The sequence below is a fragment of the Bacteroides sp. Phil13 genome (genome assembly GCF_001940965.1).
Taxonomy (GTDB): Bacteria; Bacteroidota; Bacteroidia; order Bacteroidales; family Bacteroidaceae; genus Bacteroides; species Bacteroides intestinalis.
Window position 1 is genome coordinate 21969 of the sequence record NZ_MSHA01000008.1, and the last position, 21225, is coordinate 43193.

At 43.5% G+C, this 21225-nt stretch carries 17 protein-coding genes, 1 tRNA gene and 1 pseudogene; 5 read left to right on the forward strand and 14 right to left on the reverse strand.

All coding sequences use genetic code 11. From position 1 onward, the window contains the following. Positions 1-32: 32 nt before the first annotated feature. The gene (locus BWI44_RS00935) at positions 33-998 is read left to right on the forward strand and encodes a GNAT family N-acetyltransferase (protein WP_286810433.1); all 966 of its coding nucleotides are present in this window, start codon (positions 33-35) and stop codon (positions 996-998) included. Beyond that, complete coding sequence (locus BWI44_RS00940) at positions 995-2137, forward strand: DegT/DnrJ/EryC1/StrS family aminotransferase (RefSeq protein WP_195208805.1); 1143 nt, start codon at positions 995-997, stop codon at positions 2135-2137. Before BWI44_RS00935 ends, BWI44_RS00940 begins: the two co-directional genes overlap by 4 nt. Here BWI44_RS00940 and BWI44_RS00945 read toward each other — a convergent pair. The 9 genes from BWI44_RS00945 to BWI44_RS00985 form a co-directional block, all read right to left on the reverse strand. Beyond that, positions 2134-4833, reverse strand: coding sequence for an endo-1,4-beta-xylanase (locus BWI44_RS00945; RefSeq protein ID WP_394368903.1), 2700 nt, complete (start codon positions 4831-4833; stop codon positions 2134-2136). The two genes, BWI44_RS00940 and BWI44_RS00945, sit on opposite strands and share 4 nt — an antisense overlap. 97 nt (positions 4834-4930) lie before the next feature. Beyond that, positions 4931-6490, reverse strand: a complete 1560-nt coding sequence (locus BWI44_RS00950; RefSeq protein WP_195208803.1) for a glycoside hydrolase family 43 protein — start codon at positions 6488-6490, stop codon at positions 4931-4933. Between the two features lie 297 nt (positions 6491-6787). After that, positions 6788-7885, reverse strand: coding sequence for a glycosyltransferase family protein (locus BWI44_RS00955; RefSeq protein WP_138291027.1), 1098 nt, complete (start codon positions 7883-7885; stop codon positions 6788-6790). Continuing rightward, positions 7882-8775 carry a glycosyltransferase gene (locus tag BWI44_RS00960; protein WP_195208802.1) on the reverse strand — a complete coding sequence of 298 codons (894 nt, stop codon included), beginning with the start codon at positions 8773-8775 and terminating at the stop codon, positions 7882-7884. The genes BWI44_RS00955 and BWI44_RS00960 overlap by 4 nt, the downstream gene beginning before the upstream one ends. A 75-nt stretch (positions 8776-8850) precedes the next feature. Further along, positions 8851-10179: a TolC family protein gene (locus tag BWI44_RS00965; protein WP_138291025.1), complete on the reverse strand. Its 1329-nt coding sequence runs from the start codon at positions 10177-10179 to the stop codon at positions 8851-8853. Positions 10180-10221: 42 nt separating this feature from the next. Beyond that, positions 10222-11322 carry an efflux RND transporter periplasmic adaptor subunit gene (locus tag BWI44_RS00970; protein ID WP_286810437.1) on the reverse strand — a complete coding sequence of 367 codons (1101 nt, stop codon included), beginning with the start codon at positions 11320-11322 and terminating at the stop codon, positions 10222-10224. 81 nt (positions 11323-11403) lie between these two features. Continuing rightward, positions 11404-12648: an ABC transporter permease gene (locus BWI44_RS00975; RefSeq protein WP_007660364.1), complete on the reverse strand. Its 1245-nt coding sequence runs from the start codon at positions 12646-12648 to the stop codon at positions 11404-11406. Positions 12649-12675: 27 nt separating this feature from the next. Beyond that, complete coding sequence (locus BWI44_RS00980) at positions 12676-13935, reverse strand: ABC transporter permease (protein WP_044532659.1); 1260 nt, start codon at positions 13933-13935, stop codon at positions 12676-12678. A gap of 100 nt (positions 13936-14035) precedes the next feature. After that, entirely contained in the window at positions 14036-14752 is a 717-nt protein-coding gene (locus tag BWI44_RS00985; RefSeq protein WP_007660366.1) for an ABC transporter ATP-binding protein, read from the reverse strand. Between the two features lie 178 nt (positions 14753-14930). Between BWI44_RS00985 and BWI44_RS00990 the strand changes: the two genes are divergently transcribed. Next, a complete protein-coding gene (locus BWI44_RS00990) occupies positions 14931-15911 on the forward strand; it encodes an ROK family protein (protein ID WP_021967915.1) in 981 nt (326 codons plus the stop codon). 66 nt (positions 15912-15977) lie between these two features. On the opposite strand, the gene BWI44_RS00995 is transcribed toward BWI44_RS00990, so the two are convergent. The 5 genes and pseudogenes from BWI44_RS00995 to BWI44_RS01015 form a co-directional block, all read right to left on the reverse strand. Further along, positions 15978-16670, reverse strand: a complete 693-nt coding sequence (locus BWI44_RS00995) for an ATP-binding protein (protein WP_286810459.1) — start codon at positions 16668-16670, stop codon at positions 15978-15980. 163 nt (positions 16671-16833) lie between these two features. After that, positions 16834-17016 (reverse strand): annotated as a pseudogene (locus tag BWI44_RS01000) (helix-turn-helix transcriptional regulator); the annotation flags it as partial. A 349-nt stretch (positions 17017-17365) separates the two neighbouring features. Further along, on the reverse strand, positions 17366-17719 hold the full coding sequence (gene rplS, locus BWI44_RS01005; RefSeq protein WP_007660372.1) for a 50S ribosomal protein L19: 354 nt from the start codon (positions 17717-17719) through the stop codon (positions 17366-17368). A 138-nt stretch (positions 17720-17857) separates the two neighbouring features. Next, entirely contained in the window at positions 17858-18814 is a 957-nt protein-coding gene (locus tag BWI44_RS01010) for a hypothetical protein (RefSeq protein WP_195208800.1), read from the reverse strand. Between the two features lie 119 nt (positions 18815-18933). Continuing rightward, a complete protein-coding gene (locus BWI44_RS01015) occupies positions 18934-19782 on the reverse strand; it encodes a CvfB family protein (protein WP_195208799.1) in 849 nt (282 codons plus the stop codon). Between the two features lie 241 nt (positions 19783-20023). Here BWI44_RS01015 and BWI44_RS01020 point away from each other — a divergent pair, with 241 nt between their 5' ends. Beyond that, positions 20024-21025, forward strand: a complete 1002-nt coding sequence (locus BWI44_RS01020) for a malate dehydrogenase (RefSeq protein WP_021967914.1) — start codon at positions 20024-20026, stop codon at positions 21023-21025. A gap of 126 nt (positions 21026-21151) precedes the next feature. Further along, a tRNA-Phe gene (locus BWI44_RS01025) sits at positions 21152-21224 on the forward strand. Position 21225 lies beyond the last annotated feature (1 nt).

A 21225-nucleotide genomic window follows, 5' to 3' on the forward strand; every position in this document is an offset into this window, starting at 1 on the left:
CGTTACTTATCAAGTATTAAACAAGCAGATACATGGGAATAAGCATGGTAACCGATCAAAACTGGCACATAGTCCGCTACTCGGCAGAAGAAAAAGAACACTGGGACCGCTTCGTGCTCCATTCCAAGAACGGTACATTCATGCTGCAACGCGACTATATGGACTATCATGCCGAGCGTTTTCAGGATTGTTCCCTACTGATTTATTGCAATCAGAAATTAACAGCCTTGCTTCCCGGCAACCTTTCCGGTGATTGTTTTTATTCCCATCAGGGACTGACTTATGGCGGAATACTCCTCTCCGCCTCTATCACCTTAGTGCAAGCCGAAAGTGCGTTCCGCACCGCCCTGAATTATTTACATACGGAGTGCGGTGTACAATCAGTGGTGTATCGGGCTATTCCGCACATTTATCACCGCTATCCAGCGGAAGAAGATTTATATATCCTCGTTCGCTTGGGCGCACAACTTACAGCACGTAGCATCTCATCCGTAATTCCACTGGATGACCGTCTACCTTTCCGCACCCTGCGCCGTCGCCAACTGAAAAAGGCACAAGCCTGTGCATTGACAATCACAGAAGACGAGGACTTCGCCTCTTTTTGGTCGATATTGGAAGAAAACCTACATGAACGATATTGCGTTGCCCCGGTACATTCACTGGAAGAAATCACCCGACTGCACAAAAACTTTCCCCGTCAGATTTCCCTTTTCCGAGTATGCGACGGAACTGAAACACTGGGCGGTTGCGTAATATACGAAACCGAAGAAGTGGCCCACGTGCAATACATTGCTGCTTCCACACAAGGAAAGAAATGCGGAGCACTCGACCTGCTTTTCCACAAACTGATATACAGCCGCTATGAACAAAAGCGTTACTTCGACTTCGGCATTTCCACCGAACAAGGCGGACAAATATTGAATGAAGGATTACTTTTCCAGAAGGAAGGTTTCGGTGCAAGAGCAATCATGTATGACGTTTACGAATTGAAATTATGATAAAGTATTTAGACCTGCAAAAGATCAATGCTTCCTTTGAGCCTGAACTGTCGGATGCCTTACTACGTGTTTCCCATTCGGGATGGTACCTGTATGGAGAGGCGACGGCTCGTTTTGAGCAAGAATTCGCAGCCTACTGCGATACAGTTCATTGTGTAAGTACAGGAAATGGGCTGGATGCTCTTACATTAATATTTCTTGCTTACCGTGAATTGGGAGTCATGGATGCCGGAGATGAAATAATCGTCCCTGCCAATACATACATCGCAACCATACTCTCTATCATCCGTGCCGGACTGAGACCAGTGCTCTGTGAACCTGCCTTTGAAACATGCAACATAGACCTCACCTATGCAGAATCACTGATTACCCCTCGTACGCGTGCCATATTACCAGTCCATCTATATGGACGTTTAGCCGATGTGCAAGGAATATACGATCTGGCTAACCGCTACGGACTAAAAATCATAGAAGATGCCGCACAGGCACATGGTGCCATCTGGCACAAAGGCTTACCGGGAAAAGGAAGCCCGGTCTTGCGAGCCGGTAATTTAAGTGATGCCGCAGCCTTCAGCTTCTATCCGGCCAAGAACCTGGGTGCCATGGGAGACGGCGGTGCCATAACCACCCATGATGCCGAACTTGCCACCACCGCACGTTCCATTGCCAATTACGGTTCCACAGAAAAATATGTTCATTTGTACCAAGGCATAAACAGCCGATTGGACGAATTACAGGCGGCGGTTCTTTCCATAAAGTTATCCCGCTTAGATAAAGATAATGCCCGAAGGAGGGAGATAGCACAATCCTATAAAGAAAATATTGACTGGCAACGCTTGGGATTACAAAGTACTGTCCATACGGATCATATTAATGAAGCCAATGTCTTCCACATCTTTCCCGTCTTTTCTCCCCGCCGGAATGAATTGCAACGTTATCTGACCCAATGCGGTATTTCTACTCAGATTCATTATCCCATTCCACCTCATCGCCAGGAAGCGTTGAAAAAGGAATATGGAATGCAACAACTCCCCATTACAGAACGTATCCATAATGAGGAGTTAAGTCTCCCCATCTCTCCATTACTCACGAATGAAGAGACAGAGCATATAATAAACCGCATCAACGCCTTTATTTAGAAAGTCAGCACCTTATAATATGAAGACTTCGGTAACAGGTTCTCATCAAACAGAAGCGGATAATTACGCTGACGATTCCCCCAACGACGATCCAACCATGAATCGCCATCATACACATTCCAGAAAGTTACGTTACTAATCACATGCTTATAATCACGCATCACCCGGAACAACATATCATACTGGGCCACTTGTGCCGCATCCGCCTCAGGAGTCAGTTCCAACTTCTTACCCTCCTGATTTACACTGAGCTGTCCGCCTTGTTCCCGAGTGTTGATACGAACATCCAATTCAGTAATATGAATATTATCAACCACTTGTGAATAAAGTTCGAGAGCCTTTCTGAACTCATCTTCCGTAGGAGAAAGAACATTGTAGTGTCCTTGCATTCCGATACCGGAAATGGGTATTCCTTCGGCCTTCATACTCTTAACCATATTATAGATACGATCGCGCTTGGCAGGATTCGTTTCATTGTAATCATTATAGAAAAGCAATGCTTTAGGGTCCGCTTCATGAGCATACTCAAAAGCCTTTTTAATAAACTCATCACCTGCAATCTTGTAATAGAGAGACTGACGGTAAGGAATCTCCGCTTTCGCATCATCTGTCATTGCTTCGTTCACCACATCCCATGCATAAACAACATCTTTATAACGATTGACGATAGTGTGAATATGAGTTCTCATTCTCTCAAACAACACTTCCTTTGAAACTAAATCACCTTTTTCATCATGGAACATCCAATCTCCGGTCTGAGCATGCCAAACCAGGCAATGTCCCCGAAGTCCAATCTTATGGGCACGTGCGAAGTTAGCAATCTTATCGGCATTTTCCCAGTTCCATTTTCCCTCTGCAGGCTGTGTGGGTTGAGGTTTCATATCATTCTCCGCAGTGATACTGTTGAAGTTAGAAGTAATCAATGCTATCTGTTGAGGTGAATTAAAATTCGCCATATTCACCGCACATCCTATAGTGAAATAATCAGCATAGGCATCCTTTAGATTATTCACTCGAATATCATTGGCAGAAGTAGCATGCAAACCTATCAGACAACCAGTAAAGCCACCGGCAACATTGGTTGAAAGAATATCACCGGACACGGTGTTACCCAGCAGCACGAAATTATTCCCATCCAGCGAATAACTAAAGTCATAATTATCTCCTACACCTTTCACCTGCAACCGGATTGGATTCTTCATATCCACCTTTGCACTTGCAAGAAGGCGGGTATTGCCTTTTTCTGTCTTCGCCAGCACCATATGGAAATCTTTATCTTGCTTCATCAGACCGAAAACATAATTAAAATTTTCACTCTGCACACAAGTGATACCTGCTAAGTCTTTCTCCGTTTTCGGAGTATAGTTCAAAGTAGTAGTAAATGAGAAGTTATTATGCTGCTGTCTATAGAAAAGCGTCGAAGTTGGTTTCACTTCTTTTATGTTTACCGGGAACGGGGTGACTTGTAATCCTCCGTCCTTCAGAATTGAAATAAATTCTTCACGAGGACCTCTCAAACCAATCCAGCGGTAATCCAGTTGCGGAGATGTGAAGTTTTCGGTAAACGTAAAATTACCGTTAGGGAAATAGCCGTCTTTTCCGGTTTTATTTTCAACACCTGTAGGAGTCTTCAGCTTTGGCTCCATCGGGATAAGTCCGTTTTCAAAGACGGGGAATTCACCCGACCAGTCTACCGGCAGGATAAATGTCTCCCGACCGATATTCACTCTGCCCTTTTCATTGGGGCGGATAGCCAGAAATACACCGTAGTACTTGCCATCAGGTCCCTCTACCAAATCGGCATGTCCTGCCCAATCTACCATATTCTTCCGGTTATGATCCAAATATCTCTGGCTCAGGATAGGATTGCTCGGAGCCGGGATAAAGGGGCCTTTCGGGTTATCACTCACAAAGATAACTTCACTATGCCAGCCCCCCGTACCACCTTCGGCACACATCAGATAGTAGCGTCCGTCTTTCTTATAGATATGGGGAGCCTCAATCCAGATAGGCTTTTTGGATAAATCCACGCCCCCGTTTACAATAACCTGATCCGTACCGGGAATCACCTGATCGTTTTCCACATCATACTCCCAGATTTTAATCACACGGTGTCCGTTATAGAGTTCTTCGCCACGCTTCGGTCCATCGTTATGAACCACATACGCCTTGCCGTTATCATCAAAAAAGATAGATGGGTCGATACCGTCAAAATTCAACTTAATAGGATCACTCCATCCTTTGAAAGGATCTTTCGACTTTACAATGATATTCCCGAATCCCCCTGCAAACTGAGTGGTAATCATATAGAAAGTATCATTATTGGGGTTATACTTGATGGCCGGAGCATATACACCGGCACTGATACCCGTATCATGTACTTTCAACTGTGAAGTACGGTCCAGCACATGGCCGATCTGCGTCCAGTTCACCAAATCTTTTGAGTGGAAAATAGGCACACCGGGAAACATGGCAAACGATGAACACACCAGAAAATAGTCATCCCCTTTGCGAGTTATGGACGGATCGGGATAGCAACCCTGCAAAATAGGGTTATAAAACTCACCGGGCGACAGAGGATTCTCACTGTACACCCGATCATTGCCCTGATAGACCACCTGCGAGAATACCGGAGCACCCTTTACCTTTTTACCTTTAGCTCCCTGGCTAAATCCTGTTACTGAAAACATTGCCATACAAACTGACAACAAAATGATACGCTTACCCACGGAAAGCGTTGATTTCACCTTTCTCATTTCTATATAAAATATCTATTTATAATTACGAATCACTTTATTTCTTATCGCTGATACGGAAATAGTCAAAGTCTACATACCCCCCGGAAGTCTTGGTAGCATAATTGAATAGTCCGAAACGGTACCCCATAAAATGTGGGAGGGTATAGGCCATTTTAAGCTGACTACCTATTTTAATCCACTTCTTGCCATCCAGGCTATAGTAGAAGTCTGCCATATCTTTCCTATCCGTGAAGTTACATTCGGCTTTCAAGAATACTGTATCCTGGTTCAGTGGCAGACTTTCCACCTCTTCCGGCTTATCAGTCTGCGCACTTACCATTACAATCTTCTTTACCCCGTTTTCATACATTACACCTACGAATCCATATTTTTTCTGAAGAAGTGCAAGACCTGCAAAATCTCCCTCTTTCATATTAGATACATCCATAGAAGTGGTTCCCGAACATACCGGACCAACCGTTCGCTGTGTCAATGTATTTCGTGCAGACAAGAAATCAGCATCCACCCGTCCGGTTTTAAGGCGCAGATACCCCTTTCGTTCACCAACCGACCAAAGAGAATTATCTGGGTTGTGATTCCACTGCCAAACCAGCGGCAAAGCTGCATCTTTTTTCTTGCGTATAAACTCATCCGAAGCTACAATACCCGGTATTAAGCCTTTACTTGCCGGTAGATCCAATGTTTCCGGAACTTTTCCATTTATTCCAAGAACGGGCCAGCCATCTTCCCATTTTACCGGAACAAGGTAAGGAATACGGCCTACCGCGCCATTATCACGGAAAAGATAAGCAAACCATCTGCCATCAGGCGTATCTATCAAGCCTCCTTGAGCCACACCTTTATCCTGCAAAGCTACTCTACCCTCCCAAGGGCCATTCATATTATCAGCGCGGTGAATAACCACTGTACGCATTCCTCCCCTCGGCCAGGTTATATTAAATAAATAATACTTCCCATTCACCTTAAATAACTGTGAACCCTCGGCGGGCAAACCGACATTATCCCCTGACGGAGCACTGGCATTCTCAATAAAGATACGTTCAGTGCCTTCTTTGATGCCGGATAAATCGGATTTCAACTCCGCTATATGCAGTTTGCCACCTCCCCAGATGATATAAATACGGCCATCATCGTCAAAGAAAACCGTATGATCATGATAAGAGGGAGTAAACGTGATTGTTTTCCAAGAACCCTTTTCTATATCTTCCGTAACATATATATAGGTCTTCCCGGTAGTGCTGGAGAATGTCGATACATAATACATATTATTATGATAGCGAATACAGCTTGCCCATGTTCCGCTTCCATACGCATTTTTTCCATTATTCAGGTTCAGTGCATCCACATCTGCCAGAATATCATAGCAATAATTCACCAATTCCCAGTTCACAAGATCTTTTGACTTCATAATGGGGACTCCCGGAGCCATGTGCATGGTCGTACTACTCATATAATAGGTATCTCCTACCCGAATCATCGACATATCGGGTACATCGGCATAAATCACCGGATTTCCGGCTGAGTTTCCCTGGCTCAAAGCTGTGCAACTATACAGGATGGTTACCAGCAAGAAAAGATAAAAACGTCTTTGCATACTATTTCTTTTTTGATATTTCTTTGCTTGTTTCTTTCGCAGGGAAATCTCCCTGCAGCAAATATACAACATAGACATCAAAAGGCACCTACAATCATTTTACACAAACTTTCGCTGATATTACATCTTTCTGCAATAACATTTCATTTTCTTTCACTCATGTTACATCCGAAAGATACAGAAGGTATTCAAGGGCAAATACAGGCTTAAAAAGAAGAAAAAGGTAGGAGGTAATTGTTGCACCATCTGAAACAAACAGTTCCATGCCGTGAAACAAATGATGAGTTATAAAGGGCATTAATGCCGTTCCCAGAAATCGAGGTATTGCCGGGCTACTTTGATATGATCATGATGTTTGGCTACGTATGCTACACTTTGCGCCGACAGTTCCGGAATACGTTCTTTATGAAGAACAATCTCTTCCAGTTTCTTGTAAATATCCTGTTCATCAGGCAAGACATTGATAATGGGGCGAAGCTCCGTTTCATTTAAGATTTCGTAGTTTTCGGGTTCACCGCCTCCCACAACAGTTACTCCTTTTGCCATGGCAAGCAGTGAGTTCATAGAAGGAGTATATGAATACAACTGGTCTAACTGCACATCTGCGTCATCCATCAATTGCTGATAAAGGGCATAAGGCACATCATGCACTTCGGTAATCCGGCAAAGGTCGGGATGCTTGCGTTGCACTTCTTGCAACACAGGCAGCATGACATCAGTACCTTTTAAATTACTACGGGCCGATTGAATACCAATAAAGAAATTCAATTTCTCCGGTACACAGCGAACGCGCGATGTTACCTTCCGCAAATCAATAGGCAAAGGAATAAAGGCTGTTTTCTCAGGGAAGCCGGGTTGATAAGAAACGTAATATTCCCATAAGCAAGCGATAATGCCATTACAAGTTTCAGCTATAGCCCGAGTGGCACGAGCTGCCCCACCATAATACCAATCCTGAAGAGTAATCTGATTAAAAGCTGTATCACGATACCGGCCTCCGATCTTAAAATCCGAATAGTGGAAAACATCTGTTTCCATACAAGCGCGGATATAATAATAATCGGTCCCGAAAGCTCCCAAGAAGACCTTACCATTATGTCGCTGCAAATAACGATAAACCGGCAGAGTGCGTTCGCTGCGTAGGCGCAGAAAATAAGGACTGATAATCTGTACAACATCATATCCCCGAAAACTCGGTAGATGACGCAAGATGCGGAGAATACAAAAAATGCCATCACGCAAACTATCCGTCGGCCGGTCAAGAGCTATATCGCGCGGATAGTTTCTCCAGCCACAACCATCGGAAGCAACACAAACGTCGTGTCCTAATGCCCGAAGCCCTTCCGCAAGACTCCAATGCAACCCGCTAAATTCTCCAAGTAATAATATCTTCATATAACCAAACGGATATAAACATTAATGACAGGACAAACCAAACAATACTTCCAGGAATAGTTTTTATAAGGTAAAGGCACTAATCCATTTTGTTTCAGGACAGCCAATCGTTGGTTTATCTCTCTCATACTGCATTTATTTCTCCACATCTGACGGATATAATCAATAACAAGAAAATGGATTCGTCTATCCAATGCTTCCAAACGTCCAGCAGAAGTAACTGACTGACTAAACGCTTTCAAACGGAAAAGCATTTCCTTGAAAGCTAATATTCTCTTCCGGCACTTTTCATCAACATTCACTCGCGTCAAAGAAGATGAGGAACGGTAATAACCATATACTTTATAAGAAGTCACCAACATTTTTCGGGCAAAGAGGTAAGCTTTGGCTACAAACTCTTCATCCTCAAAAAAGCTCGTCTCACTGAAATAAAGAGAAGACGTTTCCAGCATACTCCGACGGAAGATATGCGTCCAAACAACTCCTGTAAAGTTGTTGAGTGCCATAAAGTCAGCACCGGATGAGTATTCCACATAAGACAGCGATTGATTTGCCGGACTCTGTTGTTCTAACAAAAAGTGACAAGTAAGCTCCTGAAAACCAAACTTCAGGATATCAGGCGAATACAGTCTCAATAGAGACAAACAAGAAGGCAGTGTATTCGGCAATAAGACATCATCTGCATCTACAAAAAAAAGATACTCACCATGTGCTTGTTGCATTCCATTATTACGCGCTCCTCCCGTAGTCTGACTCTCGTCATCCGCTACAATTATCTCATAGCTTCCCTCTTCCATCCCTTGCCGGCGGATAGAATCAAGACAACGTTGCAGCAGCACCGGGTCTGCCGTACCGTAAAAGGGAATAATTATGCTGATAAAAGGACTCATGCAGCAAATATACAGAAAATCCTCCCCCAGCCCTACAGCCGGAGAAGGATTTTCAAGAGAAAGACACTAAAAAAGTTATTCAATCGGTATTCCTTTATAGAAGTCCAATATCTTTGTACGGAACAGATATTCATATTTAGCCTGCAATTCATCAGATTGGGCTTTCATCAGATTCTGTTTCGCTTCGTTATACTCTACAGCGGTTGCTTTACCATTGTCATACTTTTCACTCATCAGTTTGAAAGACTCTGCACTGGCATTGGTAGCTGTACTACTACTGGTATATTTGCTCTCGGAAGCCAATGCATTGTACCATGCCTGCTGTATTTCCTTATAGAGCGTCTTCTTTACATCGTCCAACTGCAAAGAATAATTCTCCTGCTGTAAGCGGGCAGTACGTACACGATTGCGAGTGGCAAAACGGTTAAAGATGGGCACACTAAGACTGAGTCCTACGTACTTGCTAAAGTTATCCCGCATTTGCTGACTGAAATTACGATCGAGAGTAGAATAATAATTCGTACCAAGACTACCATTCAGATTCAATTTAGGATAAAAAGCACTCTGAGCAATACGAATACTATGTTCACTACCTTCCAAACGATATTTTGCAGCCTGAACAGCAGCTTTACTTGTTAATGCCGTCTGATAAACCTCATCCGGTGGAGTAAGAGGAAGCAGGTCCAATTTTACCGCAGGAGCTGATAAAGAAAACCCTTCCGGAGTTTCCAACTCTATAAGCTGGCTAAGATCAAGTAAAGCAAGCTGGTAATTATTATCTGCCTGTACAGCTTTCATCTCATCTTGTGCCACGCGAGCCTTAGCCTCAGCAACCTCGGCAGGAGATGCTTTACCCAGTTCGGCAAGACGTGCAATACGTGCCAACTGTTCTTTACTCAATGCCACCTGACTGATGGCTACCTGATATAGCTCCTGATCGAATAGCACCTGCAAATACGCAGAAGCAATATTAATGGAAATATCCTCCTTAGCCTTTTCCAAATCCGCAATAGCGGCTTTCAGATTCAATTTAGACAAAGCATACTGATTGGGAATTTCCAGACCGGAAAATAAGGGAATACTGGTAGACACAGACATATTGGTGCTGTTACTACTTGTATTGACATAAACCGTAGAATAATCACCAGTGGCTTCATTCTTTACAGCCGTCTGCGTACGCCCCCAGTTCCAGCTTTGTCCGGCACTACCATTCAGATTCGGCAGACGTGCCCATTTGGCCGTGTTCACACTCACGGCACTTTGTTCCGCAGCGTTGGCAGTTCGGCGGATGCTAATATTATGTTCTATAGCGTAGTCGATGCACTGGCGCAGCGTCCAGCCCTCCTGAGCCTGTACTGAAACGGCAAAGATGGCCATGCATCCCATTATTAAGTTCTTCTTCATAATCTGTTATTATTGAATTATACAAGGTTACTCCAACGGTTTTTATTTATCCTTCTTTTCTGCACCACGTACTTTAGACTTACCGTCTACACCGTCTTTGATAACAATCTTGATACCATCGCTCATGCCAACTTTCACTTCTTTACGTTCAAACTTCTGGGTAGGCACACTATCCGTCATCACATATACGAATGTGCTGTCCCCACTGAATTCGATTGTACTCTCAGGCAAGGTAAGTGCCTGCTGTGCACGTTCCAGTACAATTTCCGCATTAGCAGAATAACCCGAACGGATCATCACCGTATCCGGTACCTGGATAGCCGCTTTTATTTCAAACTGATTGGCACCATTCTCCTCCACTCCCTTCGGAGAAATATATTCCAGTATAGCATCGAATGAAAGATTCTGCAAAGCGCCGATTGTCAGCTTCACCGGCATTCCTTCATGCACACGTCCTACTTCCGTTTCGTCAATCTTACCTCTAAAGATGAGATCGTTCATGTTAGCAACCGTAGCGATTGTAGTACCATCATTGAATGTATTACTCATAATTACCGAGTTACCGGCCTTTACTGGTACATCCAGAATCAAGCCGTTGATTGTAGAACGGATCAGCGTACTTGAAAAAGAAGCACTGTTCTTTGTAATACCCTCCTTCACAATTTCCAGATTATCCTTAGCTGTTTGCAACTCCTCACGTGCCTGTTTCACACTAACCTCAGCTTTTTCATAGTCCTCACGGCTAACCAGCTTGTCCTCAAACAATTTCTCTACACGAGCGAAGTCAGTTTCACCCTGCTTCGCATTGAGTTCAGCCAGACGCACACGGCTCTCGGCAGAGTTCAGCGTACCCAGTTCGGGAATTACTTTCACTTTAGCAATCACTTCACCCTTACGTATCGTTTGTCCGGCTTCTTTATACAGCTCGTCAATGATACCCGATATCTGAGGCTTGATAAGGATCTCGTCTCTCGGTTCCACCTTTCCGGTTGCCACCGTTGTTTTCTCCAGATCAGCTACTGCCGGAGTAATTGTCTCATAAACCGTAATCTTCGGTTTAGACTTCTGATAAAGGAACACGAACGTGAAGATGAAAATGGCAGCTACAACTACCAACAATGCGATTTTCAGATACTTTTTCATACTATTATTATATTATTGTTTTTCTATTTTAATTTTTACCTTACTGTCTGTAGGGCTTCTCTAAATATTCAGATACCTCAATTATTCATCCCTGATAGCCTCGATAGGCTTGATCGCCATGGCACGATAAGCGGGAGCCAGCCCTGCTAGTACCCCCAAACCTATCAGCAACGCACATGTACCGATAGCCAGCCCGAATGAAACCTGGTAATGCGTAGTTATATGCCCCGGATCATTGGCAGCAACCTCCAATACCTGCAACACCAATACGGCAAAAGAAATACCTGCCATACCCGCAATCGTGGTCAGCACCATACTTTCCGAAAGAATCTGTTGCAGAATATCCCGTGGACGTGCTCCAATAGCGCGTCGAATACCGATTTCCGTAGTACGTTCGCGCACCGTTACCATCATAATGTTCGATACACCAATTGCTCCGGCAAATAAAGTACCCAAACCTACCATCCAGATCAAAATCCGGACACCAGTCATCAGATTATCCACCATAGAGAACATAGCCTCTGCATTCAGCATCATCACTGCCTGCTTATCATCCGGAGATATGTAATGAGCCGCCTTTACAATGCGCTCTACCTTATCCTGAATATCCGTTACCTTAATATTCGGTTTCACTGTAAAACATATCACATGTATCCGGTTACCCAGATTATATGCCTGTTTCATGGTAGTATAAGGCAAAGTCACAGCCTCCGATGCTTGTCCCTGGATATTCATATTCCCCTCGGACGAGCACATACCGATAACCTGGTAATAAATACCGTCTACCCGAATATACTTTCCACATGGATCTTCTCCCGGGCGGAATAAGCTTTCATACACACGTTTACCAATCACACACACTTTACGCGCCTCCTTAATATCCACATCATTAATAAAGCGTCCGTATGCCATCTCTTGATGCTCTATATGTTCATACTCGGGATACAGTCCCTTTACACTACAATCATATTTTTTATCTCCGTGTATGGCTGTTCTTCCCCAATAAGCGATGGACGGTGTAATGACATCTATTTCATTCACCCCATGACGCAGACGCTCAATGTCCGATAATTCCAAATCCCACCAGCGTCCTTTGCGGAAACCTTTATACGCTTCCCCCGTCTTCTGCGAAACCAGAAAAGCAGAATTCGTGGCAAAGCCCTCAAACTGGGAACTCATAGCCTGCTGCATCCCCTGGCCACCACCAATGAGTGCCACCAGCATAAAAATGCCCCAGAATACACCAAAAGCCGTCAGTAAGCTCCGCGTTTTGTTTCTTGTAATCGTGATGAGGATTTCCTCACAAGAGTCTATATCTATTCTCATAATTTCTATTTACGATTTACGTTCGACTTAATCCGCTCTCAATGCTTCTATCGGACTGATACTCACAGCCTTCTTCGCAGGGAAGAATCCTGCCAGTGTGCCTGCGATAATCAAAGTGAGCGTAGCCTGAATGGCAATCCCCAAATCTACTGTCGGGTTCGAGAACATGGTTTGCTGGAACATTCCCGCATCCATAGTCTGATTACCAAAGGCTGAGTTCATCCATTCCGTGACGGCAATGCCGGCCACCATACCTATATATCCGAACAGAGTAGTGATAGTGACACTCTCCACAATTATCAACCAAAGGATGGATAACGGCTTCGCTCCAAGTGCCTTACGGATACCGAATTCACGAGTACGCTCCTTCACTGTAATCAACATGATGTTCGAAACTCCTACAATACCGCTCAGTAAAGTAAAGATACCAATTACCCAGATAGCTGTACGCAGCATTCCCATTGCATTTTGCGTCCGCATATAATCCGTGAAGCGGTTCCATATCCAGATAGCACTGTTATCCTGAGGATCGAAACGGCGACTGGCACCAATTACCCTACGATAGTTTGCCTCAAAAATTTCATTGCTCTCTATCGTTTCCAGATTCTTAGTCGTAAAGATGATATTATTCAGCTGTTCACCCTTATTATAAATGGTCTGCAAAGTAGAGAAAGGGATATAAGCCTCACTGGCTTCACGGTCTCCCTGGTCGTTATAGATACCAACGATCTGATAGGCCACTCCACTTGCATTAACAAACTGTCCGATAGGTTCAGTATGAGTCTTACCGAATAGAATTTCAGCAGTTTTCTTATGTATAACCATCACTTTCCGGCGCTCCTTCAAGTCATTTTGGTTGATAAAACGCCCGTCTGCAGTCTTCACAGTCTCCACCTCCGTATAGTTAGGATGTACCCCCATCAGAGAGATATTAACATACTCCTGCCCAAAACTGACGTTTACATTACTCTGCCTTACAGTAGCCCCGGCACTGATGACATGATCCGGAAAAAATTTTTCGGTAGCTTCCAGATCATTATTCTCCAAACGGACACGACGTCCCTCTTTCAATCCCGCATAAGGCTTGGAAGTCCATCCCGGAAAAATGCGGATAGAGTTCAATGCGCGTTCCGAGGAAGATTGGTCGAAAGCATGGATAATACCGTTTCCGGCACCCAGCAATACGATAAGCATAAAAATGCCCCATGCCACGGCAAACCCTGTAAGGAACGTACGCAATTTGTTCCGTTTGATGGTTCCGTATATTTCTTGCCAAATATCAAACATATATTCATTTACTATTTGACAATTTACAATTTACAATTTGCCTTCCGGAATGTTGGCGAAGCTTCAATTGTACGTTGTAAATTGTACATTGTACATTCTTTTATTTCATGAATCCGTCTTTTCCGAATGGAGAAGCATCATGATTCTGATTTTCTTCAATACTGCCGATAATACCATCCTTAATATGAATAATCTTATCCGTCTGATTGGCTACACCGCTTTCATGCGTAACCACCACAATAGTCATACCTGTCTTGTGCAAATCTTTAAGAATCTGCATAACTTCCACGGAAGTCTTACTATCAAGGGCACCGGTAGGTTCGTCAGCCAGGATAATCTGCGGCTGAGTGATAAGAGCACGGGCAATGGCGACACGCTGTTTCTGTCCGCCGGACATTTCGTTCGGCATGTGATGCGCCCAATCTTTCAACCCCAAGCGATCCAGATACTCCAGTGCCAGGGCATTGCGTTTGCGACGGCTCACTCCCTGATAGAAAAGGGGTAGTGCCACATTCTCCACTGCATTTTTAAAGGAAATCAAGTTAAAAGACTGGAAGATGAATCCAATCATACGATTCCGGTATTCAGCCGCCTTGGTCTCACTGAGATTTTTGATCAGCGTACCATTCAGATAATACTCACCGGTATCATAATTATCCAGAATACCTAATATATTCAGTAGAGTGGATTTACCGGAACCCGAAGCTCCCATAATGGAAACGAACTCCCCCCGTTTAATTTCGAGGTTGATGCCTTTGAGCACATGTAGGGGTGCCCCGTTGTTGTAGGTCTTGTTAATGTCTTTCAGCTGTATCACGAATCTCTCTGTTTTTAGTCTGTTTCTTATTAATTTTCACTATTAGACGCAGCTATGTTACGAAAAGTTGCAAATGAGGTGAAGTTTTTTTCAAAAAGATTTTGAAGTATCATTTTTCTTTGTGTAATTTGTAACCATAAAACTAATTAACTAACCCTTTAAACAAAACATTAATATCATGAATTCAAGCATGGAAAAGCCCTACGTAGTAGGTATTGACATAGGCGGAACAAACACCGTCTTTGGCATTGTGGATGCACGCGGAACTATTATCGCAAGCGGTTCCATCAAAACCGGCGCTCACGAACAGGTAGATAATTATGTAGACGAAGTCTGCAAAAATCTGTTACCTTTGATTATCGCCAACGGTGGTGTGGATAAAATTAAAGGTATCGGTATTGGTGCTCCCAACGGTAACTACTACAGTGGTACTATTGAATTTGCCCCTAACTTGCCCTGGAAAGGTGTAATTCCTTTGGCAGCCATGTTTGAGGAACGTCTGGGTATCCCAACTGCATTGACGAACGACGCCAACGCCGCAGCTATCGGTGAAATGACTTATGGTGCTGCACGTGGTATGAAAGATTTCATCATGATCACTTTGGGTACAGGTGTAGGTAGCGGTATCGTTATCAACGGTCAGATGGTTTATGGTCACGATGGTTTTGCCGGAGAATTAGGTCACGTCATCATACGTCGCGAGAACGGTCGTCTCTGCGGATGCGGACGTCATGGCTGCTTGGAAACTTACTGTTCGGCTACCGGTGTAGCTCGTACAGCCCGTGAATTCCTAACTGCACGTACCGAGCCAAGTTTGCTTCGTTCTATTCCTGCTGAAAATATCACGTCTAAAGATGTGTACGATGCAGCCGTTCAAGGTGACAAACTTGCACAAGATATCTTCAACTTTACAGGTACTATCCTAGGTGAAGCTATAGCAGATGCTATCGCATTCTCCAGCCCCGAAGCTATCATCCTGTTTGGTGGATTGGCTAAATCCGGAGATTATATCTTCAAGCCTATCCAGAAAGCTATCGATGACAATGTGCTGAATATCTATAAAGGTAAAGCCAAGTTGTTGATGTCTGAATTAAAAGATTCCGATGCTGCTGTATTAGGTGCCAGTGCATTGGGCTGGGAACTAAGAGACTTGAAGTAAAAATAGTCCATCATAATTTTAAGTAGAATCCTCCTTTTGCCGGTAAAACGGGAAAGGAGGATTTTTTTATCTCACAAAACTCCAAAAGTTTTCAGGCGTAATTATCTCATAAACAGAGTTTGGATAACTTTCCATAAAAACCTTAGGCTGCTTACTTTTAGCCTTAGCGTTCCATTTAAACTCCAATGCACCCGCATCCGTCCTCAGTTCTAACGGAGCAAAATTGGAAATCACTGCATTTCTGATTCCATTATCATAAAAATAAATTTTCTTTCCTTTTTTTATTTCATTCCTCAGATTTCGACTAAAGGAATCCAGTCTGAATACAACAAAGCATTTTTCCAGAAGACATATATAGTTTTCAACGGTTTCTTTATCTATTCCCAACAGATTACTTAGTTCATTATAAGACACTTCACTTCCTAACTGTAAAGCTAAAGCTCTAACAAGTTTTTGAATAACATCAGGCTTTTTCAAGCCCTTATAAGAAAACAAATCTTTATACAGATAATTGTTAGTAAGAGATGTCAATGTTCTTTTGGCATCCCCCGGCTCCGTTATCACTTCCGGATATAAGCCATAAATCAATCTATTCTCTAACAATCGTTTTTCCTCCCGTTCAGAAGTATCAGCAGCCAGCTCAGCCAAAGAAAAAGGATAAAGATTATATTCTATCAAACGCCCAGTAGCCGATTCATTGATTTCATTTGCCATATCAAACGAAGAAGAGCCAGTGACAACAAAAGTTTTTTTTACCAACCTGTCTTGCTCCCAATAATACAATTACTTTCTTGCGTTTGAAATCAGCAAGAATTGATTTCCGGATTTCCCGTTCAAGCATAACCACTTTTTTCTACAAAGATATATTTTTTCGATTACAATCGAAAAAATAGTACTTGCAAAACTTCAGACAGTAATTATATCAGTATTGCTGTACATACCGATCCAAACTATCCTTACCCGACAAACCTATTTTATTCTTAATACGCTGCTTCGTCTTTAATACCGACTTAGGAGTAATAACTGCAATCGCTTTATTGCACAGCCGGGCGCAAATCAGATAACATAGTTTCAATTCCTGCGCACTTAAACCAAACGAATTCAATACAAACCTTTTACGACTGCATATCACCATACCTAAACTATACCCGAGATGCACTTGCTCCGTAGTATCTCCCCTCACAAGTACCCCTGAGTGGAGAAACTACGGCCTTGGTACGGAACAAGTGCATCCCAAGTATAGTACGGATAGACCATCTCACACCATTCTAATTTCAACCTCTCAACTCCCTGCATACAAGGAGTTAACTCCCTGTCGACAAGAAGTCAACTCCTTGCTGACAGGAAGTTAACTTCTTGTAAGGCACAGAATGTCAGCTACCATCTATTGCAATAAAAAAGGGAAACCAACGAATCGGCTTCCCTTTTTTATCTCGAAATTAGAGTATAACAGATTAGCTATTAACTCTTTTTTCTTTAATTCTTGCTTTCTTACCGGTAAGAGCACGCAGATAGTACAATTTAGCGCGACGAACTTTACCCACCTTGTTCACCTCGATGCTATCGATAGCCGGTGATTCGATTGGGAAAATACGTTCTACGCCTATGGTACCGGACATCTTGCGTACAGTGAAACGCTTCTTGTCTCCGTGACCGGCAATCTTGATAACAACACCACGGTACAACTGTACACGTTCTTTGTTACCTTCGACAATACGATATGCTACTGTAACAGTGTCACCTGCTTTGAAGCTCGGGTGTTGTTTACCGGTAGCAAATGCTTCTTCTGCAATTTTAATTAAATCCATTGTTATTGTTCTTAAATTGTTTGATCGTTACAACGCAACATACCAGGCTTCTCTCTGGGTCCTGACAGCGATTGCGCGAAAGCGGTGCAAAGGAACGAATTATTCGGCAGATACACAAATAATTCGCTCATTTTTTACTTAGCGGCGATCACCCGAAGAACGGCGGGAAGTGTTACTGGAAGAACTGTTCTCTTTACGTTCCGTACCCGGCTTGGTAGTGGTGCTACGGCGAGTAGTGTTCGTTTTGCTTTTCGTTTCACTGCTGCGATTGCTGCGGGAACTATTACTGTTACTGCGGGAACCGCTATTGTTGCGCGTGCTGTTATCTGTTCTGCGCGTAGTGCTACTATTGCTGCGTGAGCTATTATTAGTATTGGTAGTAGCATTACTATTCGTACTTTCACGACGGGTAGTACCGGTAGTGGCAGAGCGGTTATTATTGGAACTGCTACGACGGGTAGTGTATACATCGTCTCTTGCCGGTGCACGATTGGAACCCGGACGTACAGTTACAGAACCGAAATCCGAACGGCGGTGCGTAGTATAGGATTTAGTATCACGGATGCGGTACGAACCGTTATAGAACGGATGTTTGTAACGTCCACGATAATAGCTTGTATTATTATAATGTGTACGATAGTGCCCACCTGCGTAGGTACGATAATGATATGGTCGAGGGAAATAGAAATGATTGTGATTGGTATACGTGATGTAAACACGGAAGTACCAACGGTTTCCACTGGTATAGATGGGGCGGTAGAAATACTCTGCCTGCATAAAGCGAGCATACTGCCTGCTGCTAAGCACCCAGCGGAGATCGTCATTTCGTACATCCAGATAATCATAATAACGATTGAGCGCCCACTCATTGCCATACAATACATCATCCATCAGATAGCGTATGCCGGAAATGAAATCATAATTGATTTCATACACATCATTGTATTGCTCGGTGTTCAGATTCAACTCATAAGCCATTTTATCGGTGAGGAAACGGGTTTCCTTACGTACTTTGCTATTACTCATAGCGTCGGTGCCTGCACTGCAAACAGCAGTACTCAAAGTGGCAAACAGGATAAATAATATTCGTTTCATGGTAGCGTTTTTTACTTAGTTCATGAATATCTATTCTTTATTGAAAACAAAAATAGGGGAAGATTATCCCCTATCCGCTTGTTTCTCTCTATTCTTATATAGGGATTTCCCTAATCAGTTTAGGACTTCGGGGAAGTTACCAACACAATACCATCTCCCGGCAAGAGGATGAGATGCTTTTTATAAAGATCGCCCACTCCTTTCTTAAAGGTCTTCTTACTCACCCCAAAGGTAGAGTAGATTTCATCTGCCGGACTTTTATCATTCAATGCAATCCGTCCGCCATTATCCTTGATGTATTGCAACAGGGTTTTCGAAAAATCGTCTACCTTCTCGAAACCGGGTTTCTGGAGTATCAGGTCTATCTTGCCATCTTCGCGTATCTGCTTGATAAAAGCTTTCACCCGGTCGCCCGTGTACAGGGACTGGAATATTTCACTATCATAGAGCAAACCGCTGTACATATTTTCAATGATTGCCTTGAAACCTAAATCCGTCTTTTGCCAGATCAGTATATCTACTTCATCCCCCGCCTGATAAGGGGCAGCCTCCTTGGAAAGATAGCGATCCACTTTGGCAGAAGCTACGATGCGGTAACTTTCATCATCCAGATGAGCATGAATGACATACTTCTTCCCAACCTGCATCTTCATCTTTTGTTCACGGAAAGGAACGAAAAGGTCTTTCATCAATCCCCAATTCAAGAATGCCCCATACTCGTTTACCCATGCCACTTCCAGACAGGCAAATTCGCCCACCTGCACCAGCGGGGTCAGCGTAGTGGCAACAAGGCGTTCCTCATTATCCAAGTATATAAATACATTCAGTAAGTCTCCCGGCTGGCAACCTTCGGGCACATAGCGCAAGGGAAGCAGGATTTCTCCGTCTTCACCACCATCCAGATACATGCCAAACTCTACTTCTTTGACTACCTCCAAGACATTGTATTTTCCTAATTCGATGCTCATAATTTCTTTTCCTTTGGGGCAAAGGTAATGTAAACCGAAAGCAGTACAAAATAAGCTTGCTTATTTTTAACGCTAAGATACAGCTAATCTTCGCTTTTGAACAAAGATTAGATATAAGGAATAACTTTTTAATCTAAACCATAACTTTTTTCTATGAACAATTCTCCTGGAAAACAGTTATTTTTGTACCGCGAAATCAGAAATGAGAGAAATAATATTCACCTTTAAATACATAAAAGTTATGGAATTTCTAACAAACGAAAAACTTACGATTGTAGGAGCCGCCGGCATGATCGGCTCTAACATGGCACAGACTGCCATTATGATGCACTTGACACCAAACATTTGTCTGTATGATCCTTACGGCCCGGGCTTGGAAGGTGTAGCGGAAGAAATGTTCCACTGCGGTTTCGAAGGACTGAACCTCACTTACACTTCCGATATCAAAGAAGCACTGACAGATGCCAAATACATCGTATCTTCGGGTGGTGCTGCCCGCAAAGCCGGCATGACACGTGAAGACTTATTGAAAGGCAACGCCGCCATCGCCGAGGAATTCGGTAAGAATGTAAAGGCTTACTGTCCGGATGTGAAACATGTAGTGGTAATTTTCAATCCAGCTGACATCACCGGGTTGATTACCCTGTTGTACTCCGGCCTGAAACCTTCACAGGTAACTACCCTTGCCGCTCTCGATAGTACTCGCCTACGCAGCGAACTTGCCAAGCATTTCCACATTTCTCCCGATAAGGTGGAGAACTGCCGTACCTATGGTGGCCACGGAGAACAAATGGCTGTTTATGCTTCCACTGCAAAAGTAGACGGTAAACCTTTGTTGGAAATCATCGGTACTCCTGCTCTCACAGCCGAGCAATGGGCTGAAATTCAAAGCAAGGTAACCAAGGGTGGTGCCAATATTATCAATCTTCGCGGACGCTCTTCTTTCCAAAGCCCTGCGTACGTATCCATAGAGATGATTGCCGCTGCTATGGGTGGCAAACCGTTCCGCTGGCCTGCAGGTACCTATGTACACAGCCACGGTTTCGACCACATCATGATGGCTATGGAAACAGAAATCACCAAAGACGGCGTACATTACAAAGAACTGAAAGGTACTCCGGAAGAAGAAGCTAAACTGAAAGAAAGCTATGCACACCTTTGCAAGCTGCGCGACGAGGTAATCGGAATGGGTGTACTTCCTGAAATAAAGGATTGGAAAAGCATCAACCCGAATATAGACTAATCATAAGAAGACATTCCCCCCTACATGATGACCTATAAAATGTAAGGGGGATTTTTCTTTTATTTTTTCAGAAATCCTTTGGCTGTATTAAAAAAACTATTTATCTTTGCACCCGCAAACGAAGAAGGTGCCATAGCTCAGTTGGTAGAGCAAAGGACTGAAAATCCTTGTGTCCCCGGTTCGATTCCTGGTGGCACCAC